General features: G+C 52.6%; 18 protein-coding genes. 2 read left to right on the top strand and 16 right to left on the bottom strand.

The features are described from left to right. Positions 1–220 precede the first annotated feature (220 nt). The 5 genes from AVO44_RS08320 to AVO44_RS08340 form a co-directional block, all read right to left on the bottom strand. Positions 221–1,204: an Ldh family oxidoreductase gene (locus tag AVO44_RS08320; protein WP_068335343.1), complete on the bottom strand. Its 984-nt coding sequence runs from the start codon at positions 1,202–1,204 to the stop codon at positions 221–223. A 148-nt stretch (positions 1,205–1,352) separates the two neighbouring features. Continuing rightward, on the bottom strand, positions 1,353–2,060 hold the full coding sequence (locus tag AVO44_RS08325) for an IS6 family transposase (RefSeq protein WP_068335344.1): 708 nt from the start codon (positions 2,058–2,060) through the stop codon (positions 1,353–1,355). A 116-nt stretch (positions 2,061–2,176) separates the two neighbouring features. Continuing rightward, on the bottom strand, positions 2,177–2,884 hold the full coding sequence (locus AVO44_RS08330) for an IS6 family transposase (protein WP_068335345.1): 708 nt from the start codon (positions 2,882–2,884) through the stop codon (positions 2,177–2,179). Positions 2,885–2,950: 66 nt separating this feature from the next. Continuing rightward, positions 2,951–3,988: a hypothetical protein gene (locus AVO44_RS08335; RefSeq protein ID WP_068335347.1), complete on the bottom strand. Its 1,038-nt coding sequence runs from the start codon at positions 3,986–3,988 to the stop codon at positions 2,951–2,953. A gap of 253 nt (positions 3,989–4,241) precedes the next feature. Then, on the bottom strand, positions 4,242–7,100 hold the full coding sequence (locus tag AVO44_RS08340; RefSeq protein WP_157769952.1) for an AsmA family protein: 2,859 nt from the start codon (positions 7,098–7,100) through the stop codon (positions 4,242–4,244). A 562-nt stretch (positions 7,101–7,662) separates the two neighbouring features. Here AVO44_RS08340 and AVO44_RS08345 point away from each other — a divergent pair. Then, the gene (locus tag AVO44_RS08345) at positions 7,663–8,166 is read left to right on the top strand and encodes a hypothetical protein (RefSeq protein WP_068335350.1); all 504 of its coding nucleotides are present in this window, start codon (positions 7,663–7,665) and stop codon (positions 8,164–8,166) included. 155 nt (positions 8,167–8,321) lie between these two features. On the opposite strand, the gene AVO44_RS08350 is transcribed toward AVO44_RS08345, so the two are convergent. The 4 genes from AVO44_RS08350 to AVO44_RS08365 form a co-directional block, all read right to left on the bottom strand. Continuing rightward, on the bottom strand, positions 8,322–9,317 hold the full coding sequence (locus AVO44_RS08350) for a lipoprotein N-acyltransferase Lnb domain-containing protein (RefSeq protein WP_157769953.1): 996 nt from the start codon (positions 9,315–9,317) through the stop codon (positions 8,322–8,324). A 64-nt stretch (positions 9,318–9,381) separates the two neighbouring features. Then, positions 9,382–10,251: a haloacid dehalogenase type II gene (locus tag AVO44_RS08355; protein WP_068335354.1), complete on the bottom strand. Its 870-nt coding sequence runs from the start codon at positions 10,249–10,251 to the stop codon at positions 9,382–9,384. Positions 10,252–10,330: 79 nt separating this feature from the next. Continuing rightward, a complete protein-coding gene (locus tag AVO44_RS21015; RefSeq protein WP_157769954.1) occupies positions 10,331–11,815 on the bottom strand; it encodes a hypothetical protein in 1,485 nt (494 codons plus the stop codon). Next, positions 11,812–12,765, bottom strand: a complete 954-nt coding sequence (locus AVO44_RS08365) for an alpha/beta fold hydrolase (RefSeq protein WP_082677439.1) — start codon at positions 12,763–12,765, stop codon at positions 11,812–11,814. Before AVO44_RS08365 ends, AVO44_RS21015 begins: the two co-directional genes overlap by 4 nt. Before the next feature lie 109 nt (positions 12,766–12,874). Here AVO44_RS08365 and AVO44_RS08370 point away from each other — a divergent pair, with 109 nt between their 5' ends. Next, complete coding sequence (locus tag AVO44_RS08370; protein WP_169794845.1) at positions 12,875–13,918, top strand: helix-turn-helix domain-containing protein; 1,044 nt, start codon at positions 12,875–12,877, stop codon at positions 13,916–13,918. A gap of 54 nt (positions 13,919–13,972) precedes the next feature. Here AVO44_RS08370 and AVO44_RS08375 read toward each other — a convergent pair whose 3' ends face one another. From AVO44_RS08375 to AVO44_RS08405, 7 genes are all read right to left on the bottom strand, one after another. Next, on the bottom strand, positions 13,973–14,782 hold the full coding sequence (locus AVO44_RS08375) for a MipA/OmpV family protein (RefSeq protein WP_068335367.1): 810 nt from the start codon (positions 14,780–14,782) through the stop codon (positions 13,973–13,975). Positions 14,783–14,980: 198 nt separating this feature from the next. Next, complete coding sequence (locus tag AVO44_RS08380) at positions 14,981–15,694, bottom strand: hypothetical protein (RefSeq protein WP_205626536.1); 714 nt, start codon at positions 15,692–15,694, stop codon at positions 14,981–14,983. Between the two features lie 258 nt (positions 15,695–15,952). Next, positions 15,953–17,296 (bottom strand): metal-dependent hydrolase family protein, encoded by a 1,344-nt coding sequence (locus tag AVO44_RS08385; protein ID WP_068335372.1) that lies wholly within the window; start codon positions 17,294–17,296, stop codon positions 15,953–15,955. A gap of 58 nt (positions 17,297–17,354) precedes the next feature. After that, positions 17,355–18,902 (bottom strand): amidohydrolase family protein, encoded by a 1,548-nt coding sequence (locus AVO44_RS08390; protein WP_068335374.1) that lies wholly within the window; start codon positions 18,900–18,902, stop codon positions 17,355–17,357. A gap of 60 nt (positions 18,903–18,962) precedes the next feature. Continuing rightward, a complete protein-coding gene (locus AVO44_RS08395; RefSeq protein WP_068335376.1) occupies positions 18,963–20,522 on the bottom strand; it encodes an amidohydrolase family protein in 1,560 nt (519 codons plus the stop codon). Positions 20,523–20,620: 98 nt separating this feature from the next. After that, the gene (locus tag AVO44_RS08400; protein ID WP_233421955.1) at positions 20,621–21,502 is read right to left on the bottom strand and encodes a transporter family protein; all 882 of its coding nucleotides are present in this window, start codon (positions 21,500–21,502) and stop codon (positions 20,621–20,623) included. 317 nt (positions 21,503–21,819) lie between these two features. Beyond that, complete coding sequence (locus tag AVO44_RS08405) at positions 21,820–23,799, bottom strand: mechanosensitive ion channel family protein (protein WP_068335377.1); 1,980 nt, start codon at positions 23,797–23,799, stop codon at positions 21,820–21,822. Positions 23,800–23,986: the final 187 nt, after the last annotated feature.

The following is a 23,986-nucleotide window of genomic DNA, read 5'->3' on the forward strand; positions in this document are numbered from 1 at the left end:
CCAATCGTCAGGCAGACGCGCCCATCTACAAAATCTCTGTGCCCCAATCAGTGCCCAGCGAACGCCACCAGCGCCAATACCGCGAGAGCGGTTTCGTCCTTGTCCGCGTAGCGGCCGCTCAGTGCCGACGCAACAAAAGTCCGCTGTGCGGGACGAAACGAACGTTCGCCAAGTCAATCCCGAATGGTAGCAAAATTCATAGCGAATATCTGAACCGCCACTACTGCATTCCAACCAGTGCCAGCGTTTGATCCCAGACCGTCCTTTCGAGTTGGACAGGGTCTTGCTCCGTCTTGCCTTGTCCTGGCATCCGGGCACCTACGTCCAATGCGACGCCTGCAGCGATTTGTCCAAGACGCTCGTAAAAATCCGACGAAGTACAAGGATCTATCAACAGATAGTATTGCCCAAGATCATGGGGCGGGCCTTCTGGCGCCTTGAGAGGTAAGACATCTCGGCTGATGACGCTGCCCGTCATCCCGGCAGCCAGCACCTCGGCCATTAGCCCGAAGCCCCAACCCTTATAGCCTCCTACGCTGACCAATGAGCCGCCAAGCGCGGCTTCGGGGTCAGTGGTGGATTGCCCTTCCGCATCCAAGGCCCACCCTTCGGGGATTTGCTCGCCAGCGGCTTTTGCCATTGTGATTTTCCCAAGGGCCACGGTGGTGGTCGATTGGTCGAACTGCATGGCAAGTCCACCTGAGCCATCTGGAACCGAAAAGGCGATCGGGTTGGTGCCGATCACCCGTGTCTTGCCGCCGGGGGGCGCAACAATCGGCGAGGCATTGGTCACGCCAAGACCGATCAGGCCTTGCCGCGCAATCTGTTCGGTGAAGTAGCCCAGAGAGGTGCAGGTGTGAGCATGGGCTACGGCAAGACTTGCCACACCGCATTCCCTGGCCGCGGCAACAGCCTCGGGCAGGCCACGCGAAAAGGCCGGTTGCGAAAAGCCATACATCGCATCTACGGTAACGGCCCCGGGGCGGGGCCGCGATACAACTGGATCAACTGTTCCATCAACGCGTCCGGATCGTAACTGCTGGCAATAGCTTTCGAGATAGTAGAGCCCGCAAATCTTGTTGTTCACCGCCTCGGCTTTACGCACAGCCTTGGCGACCTCCGCAGCGATCCAAGAGTGAGCACCATGCCGTTCTAGTGCTGTTTTTGTGGCGATTTCGATCTCGTTCAAAGATATTTCGGGCATTAGGATCCTTCCTGATCAGCGAATTGGCCCATCGGGCCTTCAACTTATACTGTCAGTGACTTTCCGCTGCTTTGGCAACCACTTCGCGATCAAGTTGGTGCTGTCAGACGAATTCGAACTCGTCTCTGTTAGGCCAGTGACGCTGTCCCTATCCCGCACCAAGTTCGCGCCACTCGGCAAGAGCGGCGGTGCGTGTCAGCTTGAAGGTGTCTCGGCTGGTGAGCGATCTTTCCTGGTTGAAAAGATTGTAGACGGAGGAATGGACGGAGGCGAATTTCTGCAAACTTCGCATACGCCTGAAACGTTGCATGGCGCGTTCTCTTCGTCGGAATGGCAGGTGTGAATTCTCAGCGCGGTTGTTGAGCCACCTGCCCGTCTGTTGTTTTTCGAGAGCATCCAAATCTCTGAGCGCAGCCTTGTAGGAAGCGAAGCGATCCGTGACGATCTCTTCGGCGCAGCCGTGCCGCTTCATCAATTTCTCGAAGAATTTCAGTGCTGCAGCTTTGTTTCGACGTCTGGTGACAACGGCTTCCAGCACCTCACCTTCGTGATCGACGGCCCGCCAAAGATAATGCCGCTCGCCATTCACCTTCACGAAAACCTCGTCCACATGCCACTTCCATTTAGAGTATGCGCGCAGTTGCTGAACACGCTTTCTTCGGATTTCAGCAGCAAACATTGGGCCAAACCTGTTCCACCAATACCGGACAGTTTCGTGACTCACGTCGATGCCTCGCTCGTGCAGCAGATCTTCGACATTCCGAAGCGAAAGCGGGAAACGGATGTACAGCATCACTGCAAGGCGGATGATTTCGGGGCTGGTTTTAAAGTATTTGAAAGAGGCAAGTCTGGTCATGGGCAAAAGCTACGCAACACCCCTGCCCCGCTCAAATAAAGTTCTTCTGACAAGGCCTGAGTGGGTGCTGTCAGACGAATTCGAACCAGTCTCAGTTTGCCGCGGAAACCGCGAACCTATCCGGAACAAAGTTGACGCCACTCGCTAAGAGCGGCGGCGCGGGTCAGCTTGAAGGTGTCTCTTCTGGTTAGCGATCTTTCCTGATTGAAGTGGTTGTAGATGGAGAAATGGACTGAGGCGAATTTCTGCAAACTTCGCATGCGCCTGAAACGCTGCATCGCGCGTTCGCGTCGTCGAAACGGGAGGTGCGAATTCTCGACGCGGTTGTTGAGCCACCTGCCCGTCTGTTGTTTTTCAAGCGCGCCCATTTCTCTGAGCGCAGCCTTGTAGGAAGCGAAGCGATCTGTGACTACCTCCTCGGCGCAACCGTGCCGCTTCATCAATTTCTTGAGGAATTTCAGTGCTGCAGCCTTGTTTCGGCGTTTGGTGACAACGGCTTCCAGCACCTCGCCTTCATGATCAACAGCCCGCCAAAGATAGTGCCGCTTGCCATTCACCTTCACGAAAACCTCGTCCAGGTGCCACTTCCATTTGGAATATGCTCTCAATTGCTGAACACGCTTTCTTCGGATCTCAGCAGCAAACATCGGGCCAAACCGGTTCCACCAATATCGGACAGTTTCGTGACTCACGTCGATGCCTCTCTCGTGCAGCAGATCTTCGACGTTCCGAAGCGAAAGCGGGAAACGGATGTACAGCATCACCGCCAGGCGGATGATCTCGGGGCTGGTTTTGAAGTACTTGAAGGAGGCAGGTTTGGTTATTCCTAAATGCTATGCAACCGCCCTGCCCCGCTCAAGCAAAGTTCTTCTGACAAGACCTTTAATCGCTTAGAACCGAAAGAGTGCACCCACATAAGGGCCAGATACATCCAGTGCATCCAATACCGGACTATCCAACTCATAGTGAAGGTAGCGGTAGCCAAAAGTAAGGTCGAAGTTGTTTAAAGCATAGCTCAAACCTACTCTGGCCTGAGCCGTGTACTCACTGTCGCCTGTTCCGACATCCGCGTAGTACAGAAGTGTCCATTTTTCATCGAGTTTTGTTGCTCCCTGAATGCCTATGATCCCGTCCCAGTTGCGGTCGCTCGCATCGAAACTCACCTGCTGCTCTAACGATTGGCTGAAGTTCTGGCTCAATTCTCTGCTGAATTCGGTGCCGCCTTCGCGAGTGGCCCGTCCACTGCCAAAAGGAGTTTCAACTTCCACTTCAATCTCACCGGAGACTTCGCCCTCGACATCAGCGTCAAGCTCGCCTTCTAGCTCAACCTGAACATCAATGTCTGTTTCAACATCCAGGTAAAGGTATCTGACCCCACCGATTGCTGTCAGAGTGGTGTTGCCATGTTTATAGAACGTGTATCCGGCCCCAAAAGTGCTGATGGCGGAGCGAAGCCTGACATCTGCGGAGACATCCAGTAACGTGTCAAGTTGAATGCCGACATCTCCCTCGATGTCGAGTCGCGCATTCGCGTTTACATTGAGGTTCACAAGTCCCAGCCGCCCGGAAAAGCTTAGCGATTCCGAGACGCTGTCGTCAATTGATTGTGACGTGCTCGTTTCAAATGACTGCGAAGAGTCCGCATCATCATAGGCTCCGAGTTGTAAAAGCACAGTGTCTGCAAAGACGGTCCAGTTACCCTTCGTTGCAAAGATGTTTCCTTGAAGTGCGAATTCGAGGTTTTCAAGAATGTCGGTTTGGGAAATCTCAGACTCTGCGCCGTTGCTCAAAGTCGAGCTAATGTCCGGCAGCCATCCGTATACTTCTAAGCCATACTTCCAGTCACCGGTCTTTTGTTGGGCGCCTGCGGGAAACGCCAGCAAATACACGAACACGCTCGCGGCAAATAAAATTCGCGCTAAAGCCATCTCTGACGCGTTTCCTGAAGCAAACTATTACTCCACTAAGGTTTTTACGTTTTTGAAAATTTTATCAACCTTTCCGCAGTTATTCGACATGCTCCTTGTGAAGTTCTTTTTGTAGCAACGCATTAACATGCTAACGTTCATCACGGAATTGGTCGACCTCGATATTAACGAAAAGGACAGTATGGACATACCTACAATTGGCGGACGCCTTGCATAATTCTTTAAAAAGATGTGTCCAGCAACGACAGCATTGTCATTGCAATTGCAAGATATCAGGTACACAAGGTTTTCGCACTTCGGGCATGGTATCAGCCCCGTCGCTCCGTCGGGCGAATGATCCGCCGATCTCAGGTTTGATGTTTGCAGCAGACAGCTTACCAGTAATGTTCACAGGCCAGGCGCTGCGTAACAAGGGCTTGCCAAGTGGGCGTGGCTCAGCGCGGATGTTGACTGTATCATTACGCCAGTTCAGGCTACCCCGCGCAACAACCTGCACGCGTTTTGTCTCAACCACAAACTGGTCGAAGGAAACGCGCCCAATATTCACCTTTAGTGGAGCCGACAAACAGGCTATTTGGGTTTGCCGCTCACGGCGCTCCTTGGAGAAAAGCCAAGGTAGAACTCCTAGACCTGCCAATTCCAAAAGGCTCGTTGCGACGCGACCGTCCATCATCCGAAGGGTAACGGTGCCATCCATGGAGTTGATAAACTCCTTAATAGAACTCCGCCGGCCTGATAGACTAAATTTTCCATCGACTATGCCGTAGGCATCGATGCCAGCGCCAACGGAGTCCAGAATTTTTCCGATGTCCCAACCTCCAGTCGAGCCAGAAACGAAAACGATATTGGGACTTCGGATCAGATCCATCTGGGCTTGAGCGTTCACAAACCCGCCTCCATAGTTTAACTTAAAGGGACCAAAGTTAGCTTTCCCATCTGAAGCAATAAGTTTGCTGGAAATGCTGGTTACCCCCTGCACTCCTGAAAGCTTGCTGATCTCGATACCGATATCCAGTTTTGAGTGGCGCAATAACTTATCTACCGAGATTACATCCCTTAGCGTGGGTTCCGGCAATACAAGAGGCTGTGTTCCTTCTTCTGCCAGAAGGATTTCGAGTGTGGGTTCCGGTAATACAAGAGGTTGCACTCCTTCTTCGGCGAGAAGGTTCTCGAGCGTACGTTCCTTCTCGGGCAGAACAAGCGGTTGCACTTCAATGCCATCAACGATTGCGCTTTTGTTGTTTGCTGATCGACCCTTTCCGCTCACTAGTAAATTCGATTTGCCAAGTTCGACAGCAATAGCGACAACATCACGCAAATCCGCTATCTTTAGCTCCTTGCTTTCAATGCTTCCAGACAATGCGTGACCTTGTGTAGCCGGTCCGAACGTAAAGAAAGCTGCGAGGTCAGAGGCTTTGAAATTTAAACCTAATTCACCGTCCAAGCCAGACTTGCTCAACTCTGACAGAATATTTAGCTCTACTGGCGACACATCAATTTCCTTCAAGCCCAATCCGCGAAGAAAGGTGCGCGTGTCATTTATGCCGGACTTTAGATCCAACTGGATATGCTGGGCTCCAGGGTCCCCTCGTGATGAAGCAAAGGCGTCGAGCGACCACAAATCGGTATTATTGGTTTGCAAACGAAACGCAGACAGTTTCGGCATGCCAGTTTTATCATTGAAGTTGAACGCGCCTGTTATTCCACCAAACTGATCGGCCAATGCTGGGTCAAGATCAGGAAGTAGAAACCTGACTGGTGCAACGACTTGTCCGTCAATATCAAAGTCTTTCGCTTCTAGCGCGTCACGCAGTTCTCCCTTTGCACGGATGAAGGGAGCATCTCGCGGGCCAGCCTGAATCGTAATATCAAGAAGCTCAAGTTCGCCTTCAGTCGATCGTCGGAGTTGTCCAATGCCAATCGGACCGAACTCGTCGATTGTCTCTTCGAAAGCGTTTGTGCGGAAATTAGCGTCTTCGACCTTAAGCGCCCGATGCCCTCCTTCGAAGCGAGCGCGAAAATCCGTGAGTTTCAAGTCCGCCAGACGTGTCGCTGTAGGTGGAGGCTGACCTTCAGGATAAAAACGTCCCGAGAGTTGAATGTCGACACCCGTGAAGCGTTCAAGATCGTCAATACTTCCCGATGCCTGCAGTTGCTTGCCGGAACTAAAATCAATGGTTGTCACGAGGTCTTGTATTCTGGTGACACCATTTACTTCTGCAATTCGCGAGGACAACTGCAGCGCACCGCTAATTTCTCCGTCCAATTTTAATACATTGAGTAGGTCGGCAATTTCACCGGCCTGGAAGTCGATCTGGCCAGTATATCCTTCTAACGCATCAATAGGATTTTCGTGACCCGCGAATGTCAGAATCATGTCTCCGAAATTAAAAGATGTCTCAAACGGACCGTGCCGAGTGTAATCACCTGTCACACCAAAGCTGACACCATTTACTGTGCCAAGGCTTGTCAAATATAAGCGCTCTTTCTGCTTTCGGTAATCGAAGACCATTTCCGAAAGCTCGAAATCAAAAATGAAACCGGATTGGTTGTTGTCAATCAGCACGCTGATGTCGATAAATTCTTCGGATCGCGCAATAATGAAGTTCATAAACTTTTTAATGCGAAATGCTTGTTCTGTCGCTCTTGCGGCGGTTGAGGCGATGTCTTCTCCACGACCCGCGCTTGTCATGGTCTTTGCCGCGGCTTCACCGGCTATGACGTTAGGCGATGTTCTACGCCCATCTTCTGTCGTCAAAAGATTCACGGTCAAACCAGATACCTTTAGTGCAGAAAAGTCTGGGGCGCCAAATAGGAGTTCGAAGGTGTCTGACTGCAACGACATTTCTGAGAGTTCTGCGAGCTTAACACCTTCTATTGAGGCGCTCGGAATGGAAACATCGGTGAGTGTGAAAACAGACGTCAGTCCAGGATCAACTCGCGCATCGCCGTGCACGACAACTTCAAGCTGCAACAAGTCACTCAGAAAGCCCTCAATCAGACTGCTTCTTAAACTGTTGAAAAAACTTGACTGTAGCACAGCCCAAATGAGGGCTGTCGCAATGACGGCCACCCCGCAAAAAGCCGTTAGCAATAGATTAAACCAGCGCAAAATTGTCCCACCGTTTGTTATCACTTCGGAGTATGGAGCAAACAGATATAATCTGTTTCAAACCATCATCTTAAAGGCGATTTCTTTTGATTGAGCGTACATCAAGGATTTCAAAAAGTCACAAATTGCTCATCAAGCGCAATGAGATTAATCGCCGTTTGTTTGTCGGTATTTGCAAGCCTGTCAAGACCGATGCCGCGCTGCGGCAGGGTGCGTTATCGATGGCTGATCAACGGTATCGGTGATTCGTGACGTTGCATGCATGGCGTATGCGTTAGAGGATGGCTAAGTTTCTTGCGAGCATCAGGTAACACAGTATGCAGTCTAGCGTTTCAAAAGCGGAGACTACTGACCCGAGCAACGTTGTTTTCCAAAAAGCAAGTCTGATCTAACGGCAACGCCGATGACTCGCTGGAAAATTTCGATTAAACTATGTCTGCATGAGCCGAATACAGATGATGCATGCGGTCCGGGGACCGCTTTTTGAGTTGTGGGTAGCGGTGAGTTCATTGATGGGTGAAACTAATGCTGGCTGACAATACACTCGAGTAGGAAAGTCTTTATGGTTCCAGGCTGGCAATCGATAGGTCTCGCGTTTTGCATTGTATCTGGACACGTAAGTGCTGAGACAAAAGTCTGGGGAAGCGCTGAGAGCTGGGATATTCTTATCGACGTTGCAGCTAAAAATAGCTGCTATGCCACTCGTACGACAGACGATCAATCCACTGTGTTTATCGGGTTTGAAAATGGCGGTGCGGGAGGCTATTTCGCTGTTTACAATCCAGCGTGGACTGAGATTGACGACGGTCAGAAGGGCTTGGTCGAATTTGATTTTTCTGAAGAGATATTTGCCGGAGAGGCAGTCGGCAAATACCGCAACGGTGTGCCGGGGCGCTATGCCTTTTTCAACAATCCTGCATTTGCAGATGCGTTTGCCCGGTATGAGCAGGTGAAGATCACTGGTTCAAAAGAAGCCACATTTTCGATGGTGCTGACTGGCACGCATAGAGCGGTGGCATCTGTCCGTGAATGCCAGAGTGCGCAAGGAACCCGTGCAGCGGAATGAATAGCTGCCGGAAAAAGAAGCTGCTAACCGCGCAATTTCTAGGCACTGCATATGTAATGCTAATAGCATGCAATACTGAGGCCGCCGATCATACACATACCCAGGGCTGAAATCGATTCTCCTAGACTGCAAAAGCCGTAGTACGTATCACCGGGTCAAGGAGACGGGACGCCTTCACGCGCAGCCCGGGAATAATCCTTTCCTAAGCCGGAAACGGCAACACGATCCGCAATACGACCGCGTTCCCTCAGTTCTTCGATCGTATAATTGGCGTTCAAATAACCTTGTTCATGTAGGAATTCCGGCAGGTAACCATTTACGATTATACGCCAATCATGCGGTATCTTAATCCCGAGCGCTCGTGTCGTTCTTGTCATTACGGTGGTGCAATTGGTAAATATTGAGTTGTACCACACAGGGGTCTCGGCGAGGTGGTTCGCATCGGCAACATACACCTCAAGTAGTGGCTTTAACCTCTCCTTTGGAACATCCAAGCGAAATATGTGCACATCATTCTTCCAAATATTCGATCGCATACCGACGACATCGAATTCCTTGGAGGCAAGAATGACCAGCGGGTTGGCCTTGAAGAAATCAGCGACAGGGGAGTAAGAACCTGTCTTTGTGCGCCGCACCTCGATGGACCAGGCGAGATATTCGCCGTCGTTGAAGCCGAAACTCAACATAAAGTGTGCCATACGGGGGTCACCCCAATACGACAGGAAGAGATCCAGTGTTTCGAGTTTTGTAAGGTCATAGGTTTCGCGCAGCCATGCTTGATCGTAATCTTCTGCCGTGCGCCATTCAAAGGCTCTGACATTGTCGAGCGTGAGAATATCTCCTTCGATTTGTCCTGTGACCTGACGCGAAAGCTCTTTGGCCCAATCACCTTCGGAAGGTGGCTGGAGCGTTTGCCACCAGATCAGAACTAAGCCGAGGCCGGCCAAGTAGACAAGGAGACTTAGGAGCGTTTTTCGGGAATATAGATGCACCAGTGCGAAAAAGCCCGGCAGCAGGAAGATGGCAATCAAAGTGTATTTTTGCCATGATGCCCCCGGCACCTTGAACCAGATCGCGAGCGATCCCCAAAGCATGGAGTAGGCCAGAACGAGAGCGGCAAACGTGGAAAAAAGTATTCTTAAGGTACCCAAAACACCGCCCCCGCCTATACGACCTATGTTTACTCAAATGGATAAAGCGTCCCGGAGCGAGTGATCAAGCCCCGAGCTGCTCGGCCAAATCAATCACACTTGTCGAAGCGAAGTCGACATCGGGCCCAGCTTCGGTTTCCGCTGTGTAATACTTGTTTGGCGGGGCTCCATATTCATTCGGTCGTGCGATGAACGCAGTGCGAAGACCGCCAACAGCCGCGGCTTTTAGGTCGAGAAGATGTGCGGCACACATCAATACTTCCTGTGGTTCCAGCTTTAATCTCGCCGGTGCCTGCAGATACATACGAACATCAGGCTTGTAAGCCTGAGGATCTTCTGCCGTCATAACAACGTCCCAAGGCAATCCCGCGTATTTGCTCATATCGACCATCATACGGAAGTCGCTGTTTGACAGGGGGCTGATAATAAACTTGGATTTCAGCCGTTGCAGACCTTCAACCGTATCGGGCCAGGGTTCAAGACGGTGCCATACCTTGTTGAGTTCGAATTTTTCTTCTTCGGTCACATCTTTAAAGCCGAACTGAGGCAACAGTTCTTCTAGGCCGATCCGGTGGATGTATCCAACTGGCATATATTGCATCTTATATTGGCCGATTTCAGCCGTCAGTCGGTAGTAATACCCGCGCCACTGATCGGCGAAATCGAACCAGTCTCCCTCCACACCTTTGGTATCAGCAAACGCCTGCATCTGGCGCGCAACTGAGTCTCGCCAATCCAACAAGGTTCCAAAGGTGTCGAAAACGCATGCTTTGATCTGCGAGGGATCAATTTGTGCTTTCGCACTCGTCGGCAGAATGGAGCCCGCGGCGATCGATGCCCCACCTGCAGCTGTCATCATCATAAAACTGCGGCGGTTGAAGCCGACCCGTGAACCTTCGGCTTTGCCAGCAAGTCCCGTTCTCAAGTCTTTCATGATCGTCTCCTTAGCTGAAAGGCATTTGTGTTGGGAAAAGCGTGCGCTGCGCCGCAAAAGAGCCACAGCACATTGCCAGTCAAAAAAACTGCGAAATTCGAAAGCTAAACACGCTGATCGTATCGTCATCCGGATTGAAGCTGGGATCAAAAATGGCCTGGTAACCAAATGATGCTTCAACACGTTCAAACAGGTTGAACCTATAGAACGCGTCGATGCCCCATTCATCCCGGTCAAGCGGGTTCAGCAGCGGGTCGACGAAACTTGCAGCGATACCAAACCTGTCGTCGGAAAGGCCAAACGGATCTGGTGGATCAATCCTGACATAACGGATAGAACCTTGTTCTTTATATACTGCTGCGTCGTCATAGGATTTACCATATCTCGCGATGAATATGTTCTTTCCATCCCGCGTGAGTTCTTGTTCGTACTTGGCAAAGAAACCCCAGCCATCCTCACCAGTGCTCGAGTCCAATGCATCTGATGGGTCGTCCGTGCCATCGGTATGCCAAATCGCAAGCGACGAATACCCGGCTTTTTCGGTAAGAGGGAACAGCTGTGCTTGAAACTCGATCCCCTTGAAGAAATTCCCTTGACCGACATCACCCAAATCAGTGCGATCACCGGCGGCGTCGGACACGACGATGCCAACTCTGTAACGTTTGCTCGGGAACCAACCTGCCGCAAATCCTAGCCCCGAGTCAGGAAAAGCAATCGCGCTTGCGCCCTGACTCCCAACAGGAAGACCCAAGGAGACCGGATCAATGTAATCAGACGCGGTAAGTAGTCGGTCAGGTGTGATCTTGCCGATCCGATAGTTCCAGCCTTTCTCTTCCGAGCCTTGCCGCCAAAACAATTCTCTAAGAACCAGCGTTGGGGTCGTCGCACCATATGGGTCTGCGGTACCGATCGCACTACCAATACCGGCAATGCCTAGTTCTGAAGGCGTCAACGTGTTGCCGTAACCCCAACGCGCTTCCAGTCCAAAGCTGATCTGTCCCGCACTTGCATCACCGATCTCAACAGCATCCCATGTCCCGTAGAGACCGGTGATGGTTGCTACGCCGTATTTGTCCTGGTCTGGCAAGGATCGCGTTGCATACTGAAAAAGGGTGCTGTGAAACGCGCCGACCTTTAGTCCGGTCGACTTGAATGTTTCCGCGCGCCGCGCATCAAGGCCTTCGTAAAAGTTTTCCAGCGCCCCCCAAGTGAAGAAGTTTTTGGTCTCGGTTCTTGGCTGGGTTGCCTCGATGCGCTTGGTAGAATCTCGCGGACTTGCGAAACTATTAGCTGTGGCTGTACCAGCAGTTATTGCGAACAAAGTCGCGATAACTGATACGAACAAACTACTCTGAGACGAAGGTATTTTCTGTGGAGCATCATCGGTTCCGATAGTCGGTTTGCGCATGTCAAATGCGCTTTCGGAAGAGGCTATTTCATGACTGTGAAAACGAGAGTGCATAATGAGTTTCCTCAAAGGTGGGATAAATAGACCAGAGCGCATTCGGCAAGGCCCATAGGCGTTCTTGTCCTTATCCGCCAGAAAATCAGCCTCTTCTATCAAAGGCCTGTACCCAAAAGTATTTGCTCAGCTATTACCTCCGGCGCTTCCGCATTTGGGAAATGACCGATGCCTTTGATCTCTGTGTATTCCGCCTGTTTGGCACGCTGCGCAAGTTCGCGGCCAATAGCGACATTTGCCACAGGATCATCCGACGCCCAGACGATCCGCAAGGGCGAAATCTGCTCCATGGCCCCCACCCAACGTTCCGAATGCACATAGCGGTCCCGCATGTAGACAGCCTGGGCCGGAAGCCGCTGCAACCCGTTGTCGCGCAGCAACAACTCTACCATCATTGAAATCCTGTCTTCGCTCAGATTTCCTAGCGTGATTTCGTCAAGAATTCCGGGCAGCTCGGGACCCATTGCCTCCATCTGGCGCATCGCTTCAAAAAGTGTTTCGTTGTGCTGTGCAAGATTTTGCTCGTCTGGTTCCGATGAAACCCATTGAAGTATGCTGCCATTGAAGACCGTACTGGACAGAATTGTGAAGCCCAGGCTGCCTTCAAGATGTCTAGCCATCAGTTCCGTATGGACACTTGTCGAAATGTCGTGGCTTGCGACATGTGCCTCGGTTACTCCAAGTTCTGCCACCAGCGCCTCGGTGACGTCTGCCAGTTCCATCAACGAGTAGCCGAAGCGCACCGGCTTGTCGCTCAAACCCCATCCGACGTGGTCAAATGAGATGACGCGCGCCTTTTCGGTAAGGTTCGGGACAACTTCGCTCCAATCGTAACTGGAGGAAGGGTGCCCATGCAGCAACAGTATAACGGGCCCTTCGCCCACGTCGTGGTAGAAAATACGGTGTCCATCGACAGTGATGTACTGACCTGTCGCTTCCCACTCCTGTGCCGCAGTAGACAGCTCAGACGACTCTTGCGCGGTTGCCTGAAAGCTAGGCATCGTCATCGCAATCAACATAGCCGCTGCTAGTTTTACGGACAGAATCTTCATTCTCCACTCCTATTTTGTGCGCGATCACCAAATTGTTCTCGCAAGGACTTTAGTGCTAGCGTCAACGAAGATGCGAGCGTCACGCTCCACCCGAAAAAATAAAATCCTTGTGACAAATGAAGCAGCATTTGTAACGCTTCGACAATCAATACCGAGGTGCAAAATGTTAACTTACGGGCCAAACTCTGCTATCACTTCGCTTCATTTCGATGAGTTCGCCAGAAACAATCCGGGGTTTAAAGCCTATTTTGACCCTTTGCCTTTCGTGGAGTTCGATGCGGTTCAAATTGACAGTGGGCCATTCGACCATGAATCCATCGAAATTTGGGGCCAGAACACTATACTCGTGCGTGATCGTCTCACGCCTATGTCCGCCTTTACCATGGTGCCGCAGCCAGACTGGGTCATGTTTCTGCTCCCGAACGTCTGGAAAGGAGATTTTCGGGTGGCGGGGCAGCTTTCGGACCCAGGTGATGTATTTTATCTTGATGCGGAGCAGGAATGGTTCACCGCTGCCGCAGCTCGTGATACTTTGTCGCTCGGTGTAAGGCGCAGCGTTTTGTCCAAAGCATGCGCAAACCTGCTAGGGGTGGACTTTGTCGACTTGACCCTTGGCAGTCATACTCTGGCAAACGGAGCAGCAATCACTGCAGTTCTTTACAAAATATATACCAAGGCAACGGCTGCGGCAGATGAAGTTGGCTTTATCAACGGAAGGTTGATTGTACCGCCTGTGCTCGAGGCTGACATGATTTCCGAACTCGCCTCTGCGCTTAACCAGTCGACAGATTCCGAAGCGATGATCTCAGAACCGCACCGCGGGTCACTGTATGTCGTGAGCAGAGCGCGGGACGCGCTTCGCAAAGCCGGGCCTGCCGCAGTATCTATTGCAAATTTGTGTGAGGAAGTTGGTGTGAGCCGAACCTGGCTTCATCACAGTTTTATCGCTGTTTTCGGGATTTCAGCAGGTCAGTATCTCAAGTTGCACCGTTTGTCTCTTGCACGTGAGTACTTGCTAAATTCGACTATCAGTCAAAACACAGTAAAAAACGTGTCTATCGGACTGGGATTTAGTACGAGCGGTCGCTTTGCGCGTGAGTACCGAGCGCTATTTGGAGAGTATCCTTCAGACACGCTTGGTCGCGTCTGGTAGTCCTGCATCGGGCAATGTCACATTGCGCGCAAATTGCAAATTCATTTCACAGTTTCAAAACCCACTTGCAAAACCGATACCGAATACCAGCTGGTTTCTATCCCCACGGTCAGAAACGATCGGGCTATCTGCTGCGTCGTTCAAAAGTCGGCTGTAAAGTAAGCCTCCGCCCAAGACCCACTTTCGACTGACAGGCTGCATGAAAATGGCCGAGACCCGAACGTCTCGGACACCGGAACCGGCACTAAACACATCCAAACCGCTGTTGGCCGCACCCTCGGGACCAATTGAATAGTAGGTGTCCATGAAGTCTGAAGATCCGTAGGTCGTGCCAACGGCGAGGCCAAGTGCCGCAAAACGGCCGATAGGCATCCACCGGCGCACAGACGCCGCTACGGTATAGCCATCGCTGGTCCCGCTCACGTCATGCGTGAAGTTGCCACCAACCCACCAACGATCTCTCGGATCTGTGCCGACTTGTTCGTAAGCGCCGAAGAAACCCAATTCAACCGATGCATCAATTTTCGGAAGAAGATCTACGGCGACATCCTCGACATCATCGCGAGCAAGCCGCAATATGCCAGCAGGACCGAAGCGCCAATTTGGGTCTTCGACAAGATTCATCGAAGCATAGTTGACTTCAAGCGCAATGTATCGCTGCGTGCCAAAAGAATACCGTCCGAAAGGCGCCACTCCAACAGCACTGTCGTCAGAGCCGATGTAATCAGGATAGCTCCCGATGCCCAAGCCAAAGTAATTTGGCAGATAACTTGGAGCGAGTGAAAGAAACTGACTATCTGCAGACGCCGATCCCGCGAGCAGCGAAAAACAAAATACAACTCTTTTGACTGCGGTCTTGCGCAAGTTCTTTCTCCCGACTTGATCGACCTTATCTACTAAGCCTTGCGGCAAGTGTTTACTGGGTCCCACGTAAAGCTTTGAATGGATATCAGTTGCTTTGCGGTAAAACACGCGGCGCCGGATAGTGCGCCATTAGCTTATCCCTTTGAGCATTCGTAAACTGACGTCAAACGAACGTCGAGCAAGACGCACGCCCTCGTCTCAGAACGAGACCTTAACACCGACAAAAGGCCCACCCAAGTTCAAGTCATCGATTGGCCCGAAATCATCCAGATCAAAATCGAGATAGCGATACCCGAACACAAGATCTGCACGTGCCATGCGGTAATTCGCAGCAAGGGATGCCTGCCAAGTTAGTTCGCTATTCCCGGCACCGACATCTCCATAGTACGACAGATACCATTTGTCATTTAACTCGGTCACACCACGCAGGCCGATGATCGCATCCCAATTGTTGCCTACCTCTTTGTCAGTGATCACCTGACCATCGATTGGTGACCCAGAGATGGATTCCGTTGCATTAACTTCGACCTCGCTGTCGAGCCACAGAAACCTCACCCCGCCCACAGCATGAAGCGTCGTGCCGGCATTTTGCATAATTTTGTAACCAGCGCCGAATGTACTCGAAAAACCCTTGAGGTCGAAAGACCCGCGCACATCAACGTCAATAGGGCCTATGTTGGCAGATACGTCATCTGAGTCCCCCAAATCGAGATAAAATGCATCCGCGAAGAGCAGCCAGTCGCCTTTTTCCGCGAATATTGACCCCATAACACCAAATTTTAGATCGTCGATGATGTCGTCAATTGGCATGTTTATGTCATCACCTGACGTCGTTTCCCCGCCAAGATCAGCGCCCCAGAAGTATGCTTCAGCTGTCCAGTCCCAGCTGCTCAGTCCGTCGTCTTGTGCCATTGCCGGAGCGCCACCTGCGGCGACAGCTATCGCGACACCGACAAATCTTGCTTTAAGCGTTCCTATATTCATTTTGGTTCGTCCTTGCTTTCGAGCCTAGTTTTTTTCGGCGTTTTCAATCAGCATGCTCTTTGTACAATAAGGAAGCTGCCACTTCAGGTGCCATCTGGCCCGGCAACTTCCCGTACAGTCTGCTTGCCGAGAGCCCCAGTGCTCCACGGACCCAAGAGAAATCGCTCAAGGCTTTTCAGCCAAAGCTCAGTTCAATATGTTCTTGTAGATCACGCCATCCTTCATGATAATCTTGAGATTGTCCGTGTCCGTTACCGCATCCAGTGTTTCCAAGGGATTGCCATCCACCAACAACAGATCAGCATATGCCCCTTCCTGAACAACACCCAACGGGCCCTCCTGATAGGGATTCTGGTTCGGACCGCTCATCGCAAAGAGCTCACCGGCATTACCTGTTGCCATCCTCACGATCTCACCCGGCGTGTACCATGGTAGCAGACGTTCCATCTGCTTTACTTGCTCGGCAAAGACATCCGGCGGAACAAAGAACATGTCGGTGCCATAAGTGACCTTCAGATCAGGAATCTCTTTGGCCCATTCGTAGACCTTGGGCGTGCCTTCGCAGACAATGGCGAGCTTGGAGTTCGAGAAATCGTCCAACTGCGGCTCCGAGCAAATGGTGAAGGGTTGTGTGCTGAGGAATACCCCCTCATCCGCCATACGCTGCAGGGTTTCCTTGTCGAGAAGCTGACCATGACCGACATCCTTGACCCCCGCATCAATGGCCTGATTGATCGCCTCAGGGAAGTAGGCGTGGATGGTAACATAGCTCCCCCAGTTCTCCGCCGCAGAAACCGCGGCAGCGATCTCTTCCTCGGTGAACTGGATACCGAGAAGCGGGTCCGCCGGCGATGAATAGCCGCCACCGGCCGCGACTTTCACGTGCGATGCGCCTTTGCGGAGTGCTTCACGTGCAGCGGACAAAACCTCGGGAACACCATCTACAAGATAGGCATGACCTTGCTCATAGAGCGGCTCGACCTTGCCCCCGAAACGGACATTTCGTTGGTTGGGCAAGCGGAAGTCTCCGTGTCCGCCAGTCTGGCTGACAATGCCACCAGAGGGGTAGATGCGCGGTCCGGCAATGCGGCCCTCGTCGATCGCCCTCTTTAGACCAAAGCTGTCGCCAGCCATCTCGCGGATTGAGGTTATGCCGCGCATCAGCATTTCTTCGGCGTCGCCTGCAGCATAAATGTAATTGTAGCCGGGATCGCCCAACATCAATTGCATCTGCGGCAGAGAGGCAAACATGATGTGAGTATGCGTGTCCGACATGCCCGGCATCAGCGTGTAACCCTCGCCGTCGATGACTAGTCCACCGGCGACCGAGACATCTTCCTCGGTGATCTGCGTAATGAGATTATCCGTCACGACGACGTTCATGTCTTCCATCAACTCAAGCGTCTGACCATCAAAGACATCGACGTTGGTGAACAGAATCGGCCCGTCGGGCGCGTTATCCTGTGCAAAGGCAGACGTATGTGCGGCAAAGGCGAGGCCGACGGCGAGAAAGCTCAAGTTTTTGGGCATCTGATTTTCCTCTCGGTAGATGTTGATAGGTTCTGCATCATCGCGCCTCTTGTCCAGTTTATTCGATAATGGAACCGCGGATCGGAACGCCCGCCGGAATGTTCTGAACCACACTGTCATCCACGACGACCTGACCGTTGACGATCACGTACGGGATGCCGGTAGAAGGCAGTGAGTTTTCGCCAATTGTCGGAGTGGAATTATCGGTCACGTTCTCGGGGTCGAAGATCGTGATATCGGCGGCCGACCCTTCCTGCAGGCGCCCGCGAATGCGCATGGCTGGGACATGATCCTCAAGAAACTCGGCCGGCTCATAGGTCATCTTGGAGATCGCCTGCATCAGCGTCACATTGTCATTTTCACGCGCCATGCGCAGGATGCGGGCGTGCGTGCCCGCGCCACGGGCGTGCCCGTTACCGGCTCCATAGGGCGTGTCGAACGTAGCGGTGAAGCCGAGCTTGTTGCCATCGTCATCGGTGATGATCCACGGCATGCCATCCGATCCCACGATGACGCCGGGGCGCGTAAAGGCCTCATCGATATACTCCTGCTTCATGGTGTACATCAGCAAATCGGTGGTCGGCGCTTCGGTACGAAGGCGATCGAACTCCTCGTTTGTCAGTGCTTCACCGGTCGCAGCAAGTTTGTAGTCCGAGGCCTGAATGCCCATACGCTCTTCGAAACCGGGCGCGTTGTAGTCCGCATCAACATAAGTGCCGGCATACTGGTAGGGGTAGAACTCGCCCCGCACGTTCATGCCGTTGGCCCGCGCCGAGTCGATCAGGTCAAGGCACTGCTTTGTCAGGCCAAGGCAATTGCTGGGGATGTGGTGGATCAACATCGACACGTCGTTCTCGCGTGCGATGGTCATCATCTCGGTGATGCCCATAAAGCCGCTGGGCGGAACCTGCGCCAGATAGCGCACATGCGTTGTAATCGGCATGTCGTATTTCGCCGCCAGTCCGGTCACGGCCATGACCTCGGGGCTGCCCACAACAGTATAATAGCCGATGGGATAGGCTACACCGAGTGCGCCCTGTTTCAGCTGCGCCTCGACCGCTGACAGGATCGCGGGCTCATCCATCGGATCGAAGGTTTTGGTCTTGAACTGCGCGCCATCGTTCATCGCAGCCCCGACAGCGGGGCTGTAGATGAAGCGGCCATCAGGTTCCTGTCCGTCTAACACAGCGACGCGGGCGCCAACATGCGCGGCATTCGTCCCGTAGTTGAGGAACGCCTTACCCTCCCAGAACTCGTAGAAATCTGCGACTGGATAGGCGCCGACTTCGAGGTCCATAGGTGTGGTCACGCCATCCCGCGCGTAAAGCTTATGGCCATATTCCGATTGCGCATGCGAGTGATAATCGATGAAGCCGGGCGCCACCACGTGGCCAGTAGCGTCAATCACGCGCGCACCTTCAAGATCGTCCGTGCTGATTTCTGTGACGAAGCCGTTGTTGATGCCCACGTTCGCGATCTGGTCAAACCCGGTTTCCGGGTCCATGACGCGGCCGTTGTTGATAACAATGTCAAAGCCCTGCGCGTGAGCCGCAGTTGCTGAGAGAGCTGTAAGGATCAGCGTGAGAGCTGTTGCGGTTTTTTTCATGTCAAAGCTCCTTAGACGTACAGGGGCGCAGCACTCTGTCAGACTGCTATGTTTCTTGTTTCATTCAATGATCGGGTTGCGGATGGGTTTGCCTGGGAACACGCGCTGCACAACCGAGTCGTCCACAACGACGGTGCCGTTGACGATCACGTACGGAATGCCCGTCGTGGGCAGAGCATTCTTGCCAAGCTCTAGTGTGGAATTGTCGGTCACTGTCTCCGGGTCGAACACGGTGATGTCCGCATCGGCGCCGACCTGCAACCGCCCTTTGCGGGCCATCTGTTCCACCCCGTGCTCTTCAAGGAACGCGGCCCATTGGTAGGACATTTTCGAGATCGCCTGCATCAGCGTCAGGTCGATCTTGCCTTCGCGTTGAAGTCGCAACATGATCCCGCGCGTGCCGGAACCGCGCGGATGGGTGTTGGCCTTGTCCCATGGCGTATCCCAATCGGTGACCAGCGCGCCGGTTTCAGGATCGGAGGCCGGAAAACAGTCGCATCCGATTATCACTTCGGGGTTGGAGAGGGCTTTGTACATGTCCTCTTCCGTTACGTGATAGAACATGACGGGGCGGTGGGGCTCTTCCCTGAGATACTTCTCATAGGTTTCCTTGGTCAGGGTCTCGCCGGTTTGCGTGTCGATGATGTCCTCATAGGTCCGACCCATGTTGCGTGTCAGGTTATCGATCTGTAAGTAGTCAGCGGAAATCCCGGTGCCGGCGGAGCCGAAGTTATAGGGATACATTTCAAGCTGAACAGCAGCGCCCGCATCGTTCACATCATCGACGTACTCCATCGCCGGTTCGGTGACGCCAAGAGCTTGGCCCGTGAAATGGGCGATGATTGTTCCGCCGCCGTAGGTCGACGCCGGGTCCATGATCTCCATGAAGCCGAGCATGGCCGAAGCAGGCGGGGCCTGACTGGAAAAGCGGGTATGGATATGGGTGAAACTATTGTATTCGGCGGCAAGCTTCTGCATGCCGATCATGTCGATTGTGGTCGTGCCGTTGATCATGTACCCCACCGGCATTCCGATGCCGAGCGCGCCGCGTTTGAGGCCTTCTTCCACGACATCGAAGACCTTGGCGCGCTCTTCGTCAGTTACGATGCGTGTGCTCCAGTCAAAGCTGGTGACCTTGCCCGCAAAAACATCCGGAATGATGTTGCCCTTGTCCGAGACATATAAGGGATCAAACGTGAAGGTGCGGGCTGCGGCGCCAGAAACCGTGGCACCGTAGTTTAGCTGCGATGTTCCGTCGAGATTGTCGTACCACAGATCGACCGGATAAGCGCCAGATTCGAGATCAAGCGCGGTTGTCAGGCCATCGCGCAACGCGGCTTTCTGGCCAAAAGGCGAGTCAACCACATGAACATGCCCGTCGATGAAGCCCGGGGCGACGACATGCCCGGTCGCGTCGATGGTGCGCGCCCCTTCAATCGCATCGGTCGTGATGGCGGTGATCACGCCATTGTTGACCCCGACGTTGGCGACCTGATCAAAACCGGTCTCAGGGTCCATGACCCGGCCGTTCGCGATTACAAGGTCGAAGTTCTCAGCATATGCTGCCGTGGCCGCGAAACCGGTCAATATCAACGAAAGTGCCGTTGCGGTTTTTCTCATTTCTGGGCCCTCATTGAGCTAAAATGTTCAATTGCCGTACTCTTACACACCGTCCGCCTCTACATGCATGCTTAGCCTAAACAGCGCTTTAATCTGGCTCACTCCGGGAAAAGGAATGTAATATTGAAGCGCAGACCCCAATCTGGTCCGCCACTTGGTGCATCCGCATAATAGCGCCCGCCAAATTGAAAGCTGACAGGCTGATCACCGAAGTGAACAAGTTTACTTACGCTTGCGTTGATAGGAATTGTCCATTGCTCGTCATTCCAGTCGTAAGTGGACTCCGTATTGACAGAATAGGTCCATGCATCTGGAGTCGTGTAACTCAAAAATGGCTGTAAAAATGTCGCGTTAGTCTTGTCCCGGCCGCCCGATGGGTTATCAACACCCCAGATATGGTTTATCAGGGCACCGTAAGTCCATCCGTTATCTTGCTTCAGTGCTACAGCAGTAGGTCCCACCCCCCAGTTGTCGGAGGTGAATTCATCTTTACCGGTAGGTAACAAAAACACTGGTCCCGCCCCCCAGATCCAGCCGTTGGCTGTCGGTGCCTTTGGAGAGAAAAAGAAGGACTGAACGATATCACCCAGCCCCGACACGTCGTCGCCCCCAAAAACTGGAGAATCAAGATCGATAAAAGGCACGATTGTCCGGGAAATCAGATTGAGACTCTCGGTCAGATCAAAAGGTATGACGGGTTGAATATTCAGAACCCAACGATCGGCATCAGTCTCGCCTATGTTTGTGTCGTAATTGAACTGAAAGGGCACAGTGATCAGGCTAGCCACAGGGTTTGATAGCTGTTTGGCAAGGTCGGACGCTTCGTCCTGTGCAGGGCCACTCGAACCGTCCGGTATTGTACTACCCGATGGATTAGCCGATTGCGCCATCGCGGTCTGAGCGCAGAAGAGCAGCGACCCGGCGCTGAGCAATGCGGCAAGATATTGTACACTGGTTTGAAAGGTAAAGATGGGATTCACACCTATTGCAATTGGTTCGAAGCGAGCGGGTGCGGCGCCAATTGCGCCTAACTTATTCCTTAGATTTACAATATTTGCGACTTGGTCGTTTGGCTACAAGTTCCGAGGTGCGATTTGTTAACCGCCGCGCAGCTCCAAATTGGTTTTCGGTGCGGGTTACTAAGGTTAATGCACCAAAGAAATTTGCCGGTAGCTGACGACGCAGCTGCGACCGAATCCATCAGAGCGGCATTCCGGCGGGGTGTCGCGGCGTTCGAAACAGAAAAGTGTTGGGCCTCTCAATTCAGAGCGTGCGGGCTTGATTGATCCGTTATAGATCACACAGTCTTGTCCCGTTCCGGCGATGCTTCCTGTCTGTCGATGTCCTCTACATCGGCCACTTCGGATTGGTCCTTTGGCTCGGGGTCCGGTGCCGACAACGGCTCATCGAAAACAACTCTATCTTCATCAGGTCCGTTGTACTCTGGTGATCCGTAAGGCGGATAGCGCAAGTTTCCATCAAGGCGTTCGCGCTCTTCGGTCGAGAAGTTCGGGAAGGGAAATTCGCGCTTGCGTTTCCAATGTCCGACCTCGGCAATCGAGTGTTTAGACTTTTCTACATCCAACCCGTCGTCCCTCGACAGATACACTGTCTGACTGGGAAACGCGAAACCCGTTCCGGAGCCCTCAACGATTTGCTTGACCCGAAAGAGCACGTCTTCCCGGATGGCATAAAAATCGTTCCATTCACGGGTAAGCGCATAGATCCTGATATCGATGTCCAGCGAAGAATCCCCATATCCGGCAAAGCGGACGCGGGCCGTATCACTGTTGATTCTCGGGTGTCCAAGCATCATGCGTCGTATTTCGGCCAATACGTAGTGGAGTTGTTCGGTATCGGTTTCGTACCTCAGGCCAATCACCGTGTGTATCAGCATCTGGTCACACTGCGCCCAATTCACCAGTTCCATATCGACGAACCTAGAATTGGGTATCGCGATCAGTGTGCGATCAAGGGCGCGCACATGCGTCGACCGTATGCCGATCCGTTCCACTGTGCCCGACTGCCCCGAGAAAGAGCAATAGTCACCAACCCGCACAGATTTCTCAATATACAGCACAAACCCGCTTATGAGATTCTCCAGTGTTGGACGGATTGCCAAAGCGACCGCGAGACCGCCAACACCCAAACCGGCCAAGATACTAAGCAATGGGAAGCCAAGCGTTTGCGCGCCGTACGCGAGTATCCAGATCGCGCCGATCAAAGCGATAATGTGGTTCGTAAGACGCATCATACTTTCATCATAGTAGCTGTCGGACGCAGACCGCTTCCGGGCTGTTATGTCGGCTATAAGGCCCATCAAATTCCAGAACGTCCAGGCGAGCGCGCCATATATCGCAAGCGTTACAAAAAAAGTTTCGGTCTTGGCGAAGGAACCTGTCAGGAACAGTTGGTAGTCGAAGAAGCGGTTCAATCCGACTATTAACAGAAAGACGGTTGATGACATCAACAGCTTGCTCAGGCTGCGCAACATCCGACCTGATTTGACACGCGCGCGCAGGACACGCCTCAGGGCATAAAGCGTCAGCAATGCAGCTATCAGAAACATTGCGGAAAAGCCTATCTTCCACAGGGGTGTTCCCCAGTAAATGTCCCGTGAAAAGTTGGGCAGAGCATTCGTTACAGAAGCTGGGATGAGCGGTCCGCTGATCTGAAGTAAGCGCGTACTCCAAAGATCTTCGAGACGCTCGGGCGATTGCATCGCGATCTCGCGAAGATACCGAGGGGCTATTCGTGCCGAATTTGACGAGAAAAGATATTCCCCTTCTCGTGGCCCCTCGAGCATTCTTTGCAGTTGTAGTGGCGTGCCTGGAACCGCGTAGTAGTCTTGGCCATCTTCTGCAGCGGTGGCGCGATCCGGTAAGCTTACAAAGGCATCACGGTCAACATCTTCAATGATGTCGATCAGCGCCAGGATCGTCCTGATATTCATATCGCGCTGCAGTGCCAAATTCTCATCACCGATATCCAACAGCGAGATCAAAGCGTCGGCAATCAATATAATGCGGGCATAGTTCCTGGTAGACTTTTCGTCCTCGTACAGCGCATGGGCCTCGATCAGTGCATCGTGCAGATTGTCTAGCGAATGTAGCGTATCAGAGGGCGAATGCGTCAGCACTGGCGGCAACGACACATACGACTGAACCTCTTCAGTGATGGCTTGCGCAATCGACTTGGGTGCGAGCAGAGCAAAAAAAAGAAGACTTGCAACAAGCAACCGGTAACGTTGGAAATTCGCTATTTCAGACTTTTGCATGCCGCACCTTAACCTCATCTTGTCATACTTGAAGAGATTTTCAGCAGTAAAGCCATTCGCGAACCCGGAGCAGGACAGGACCGCTTGAAAATCTTCTCATTGCGGATAAAGAATTCTTATACAGTTACTAGCGATACCAAAATACGGGGACGACGTTTGTGAGACATCAATTTGGCAACAGAATTGA

The sequence above is a fragment of the Ruegeria profundi genome, from assembly GCF_001507545.1.
GTDB classification, from domain to species: Bacteria; Pseudomonadota; Alphaproteobacteria; order Rhodobacterales; family Rhodobacteraceae; genus Ruegeria; species Ruegeria profundi.

Excerpts from the sequence above, each read along its gene's own strand:
- AVO44_RS08380 (WP_205626536.1), bottom strand. The coding sequence starts at position 15,694 with ATGGCACAAGACGACGGACTGAGCAGCTGGGACTGGACAGCTGAAGCA.
- AVO44_RS08355 (WP_068335354.1), bottom strand. The coding sequence starts at position 10,251 with ATGAAAGACTTGAGAACGGGACTTGCTGGCAAAGCCGAAGGTTCACGG.
- AVO44_RS08395 (WP_068335376.1), bottom strand. The coding sequence starts at position 20,522 with ATGAGAAAAACCGCAACGGCACTTTCGTTGATATTGACCGGTTTCGCG.
- AVO44_RS08320 (WP_068335343.1), bottom strand. The coding sequence starts at position 1,204 with ATGCCCGAAATATCTTTGAACGAGATCGAAATCGCCACAAAAACAGCA.
- AVO44_RS08385 (WP_068335372.1), bottom strand. The coding sequence starts at position 17,296 with ATGCCCAAAAACTTGAGCTTTCTCGCCGTCGGCCTCGCCTTTGCCGCA.
- AVO44_RS08345 (WP_068335350.1), top strand. The coding sequence starts at position 7,663 with ATGGTTCCAGGCTGGCAATCGATAGGTCTCGCGTTTTGCATTGTATCT.
- AVO44_RS08365 (WP_082677439.1), bottom strand. The coding sequence starts at position 12,765 with ATGAAGATTCTGTCCGTAAAACTAGCAGCGGCTATGTTGATTGCGATG.
- AVO44_RS08325 (WP_068335344.1), bottom strand. The coding sequence starts at position 2,060 with ATGACCAGACTTGCCTCTTTCAAATACTTTAAAACCAGCCCCGAAATC.
- AVO44_RS08390 (WP_068335374.1), bottom strand. The coding sequence starts at position 18,902 with ATGAAAAAAACCGCAACAGCTCTCACGCTGATCCTTACAGCTCTCTCA.
- AVO44_RS08405 (WP_068335377.1), bottom strand. The coding sequence starts at position 23,799 with ATGCAAAAGTCTGAAATAGCGAATTTCCAACGTTACCGGTTGCTTGTT.
- AVO44_RS08335 (WP_068335347.1), bottom strand. The coding sequence starts at position 3,988 with ATGGCTTTAGCGCGAATTTTATTTGCCGCGAGCGTGTTCGTGTATTTG.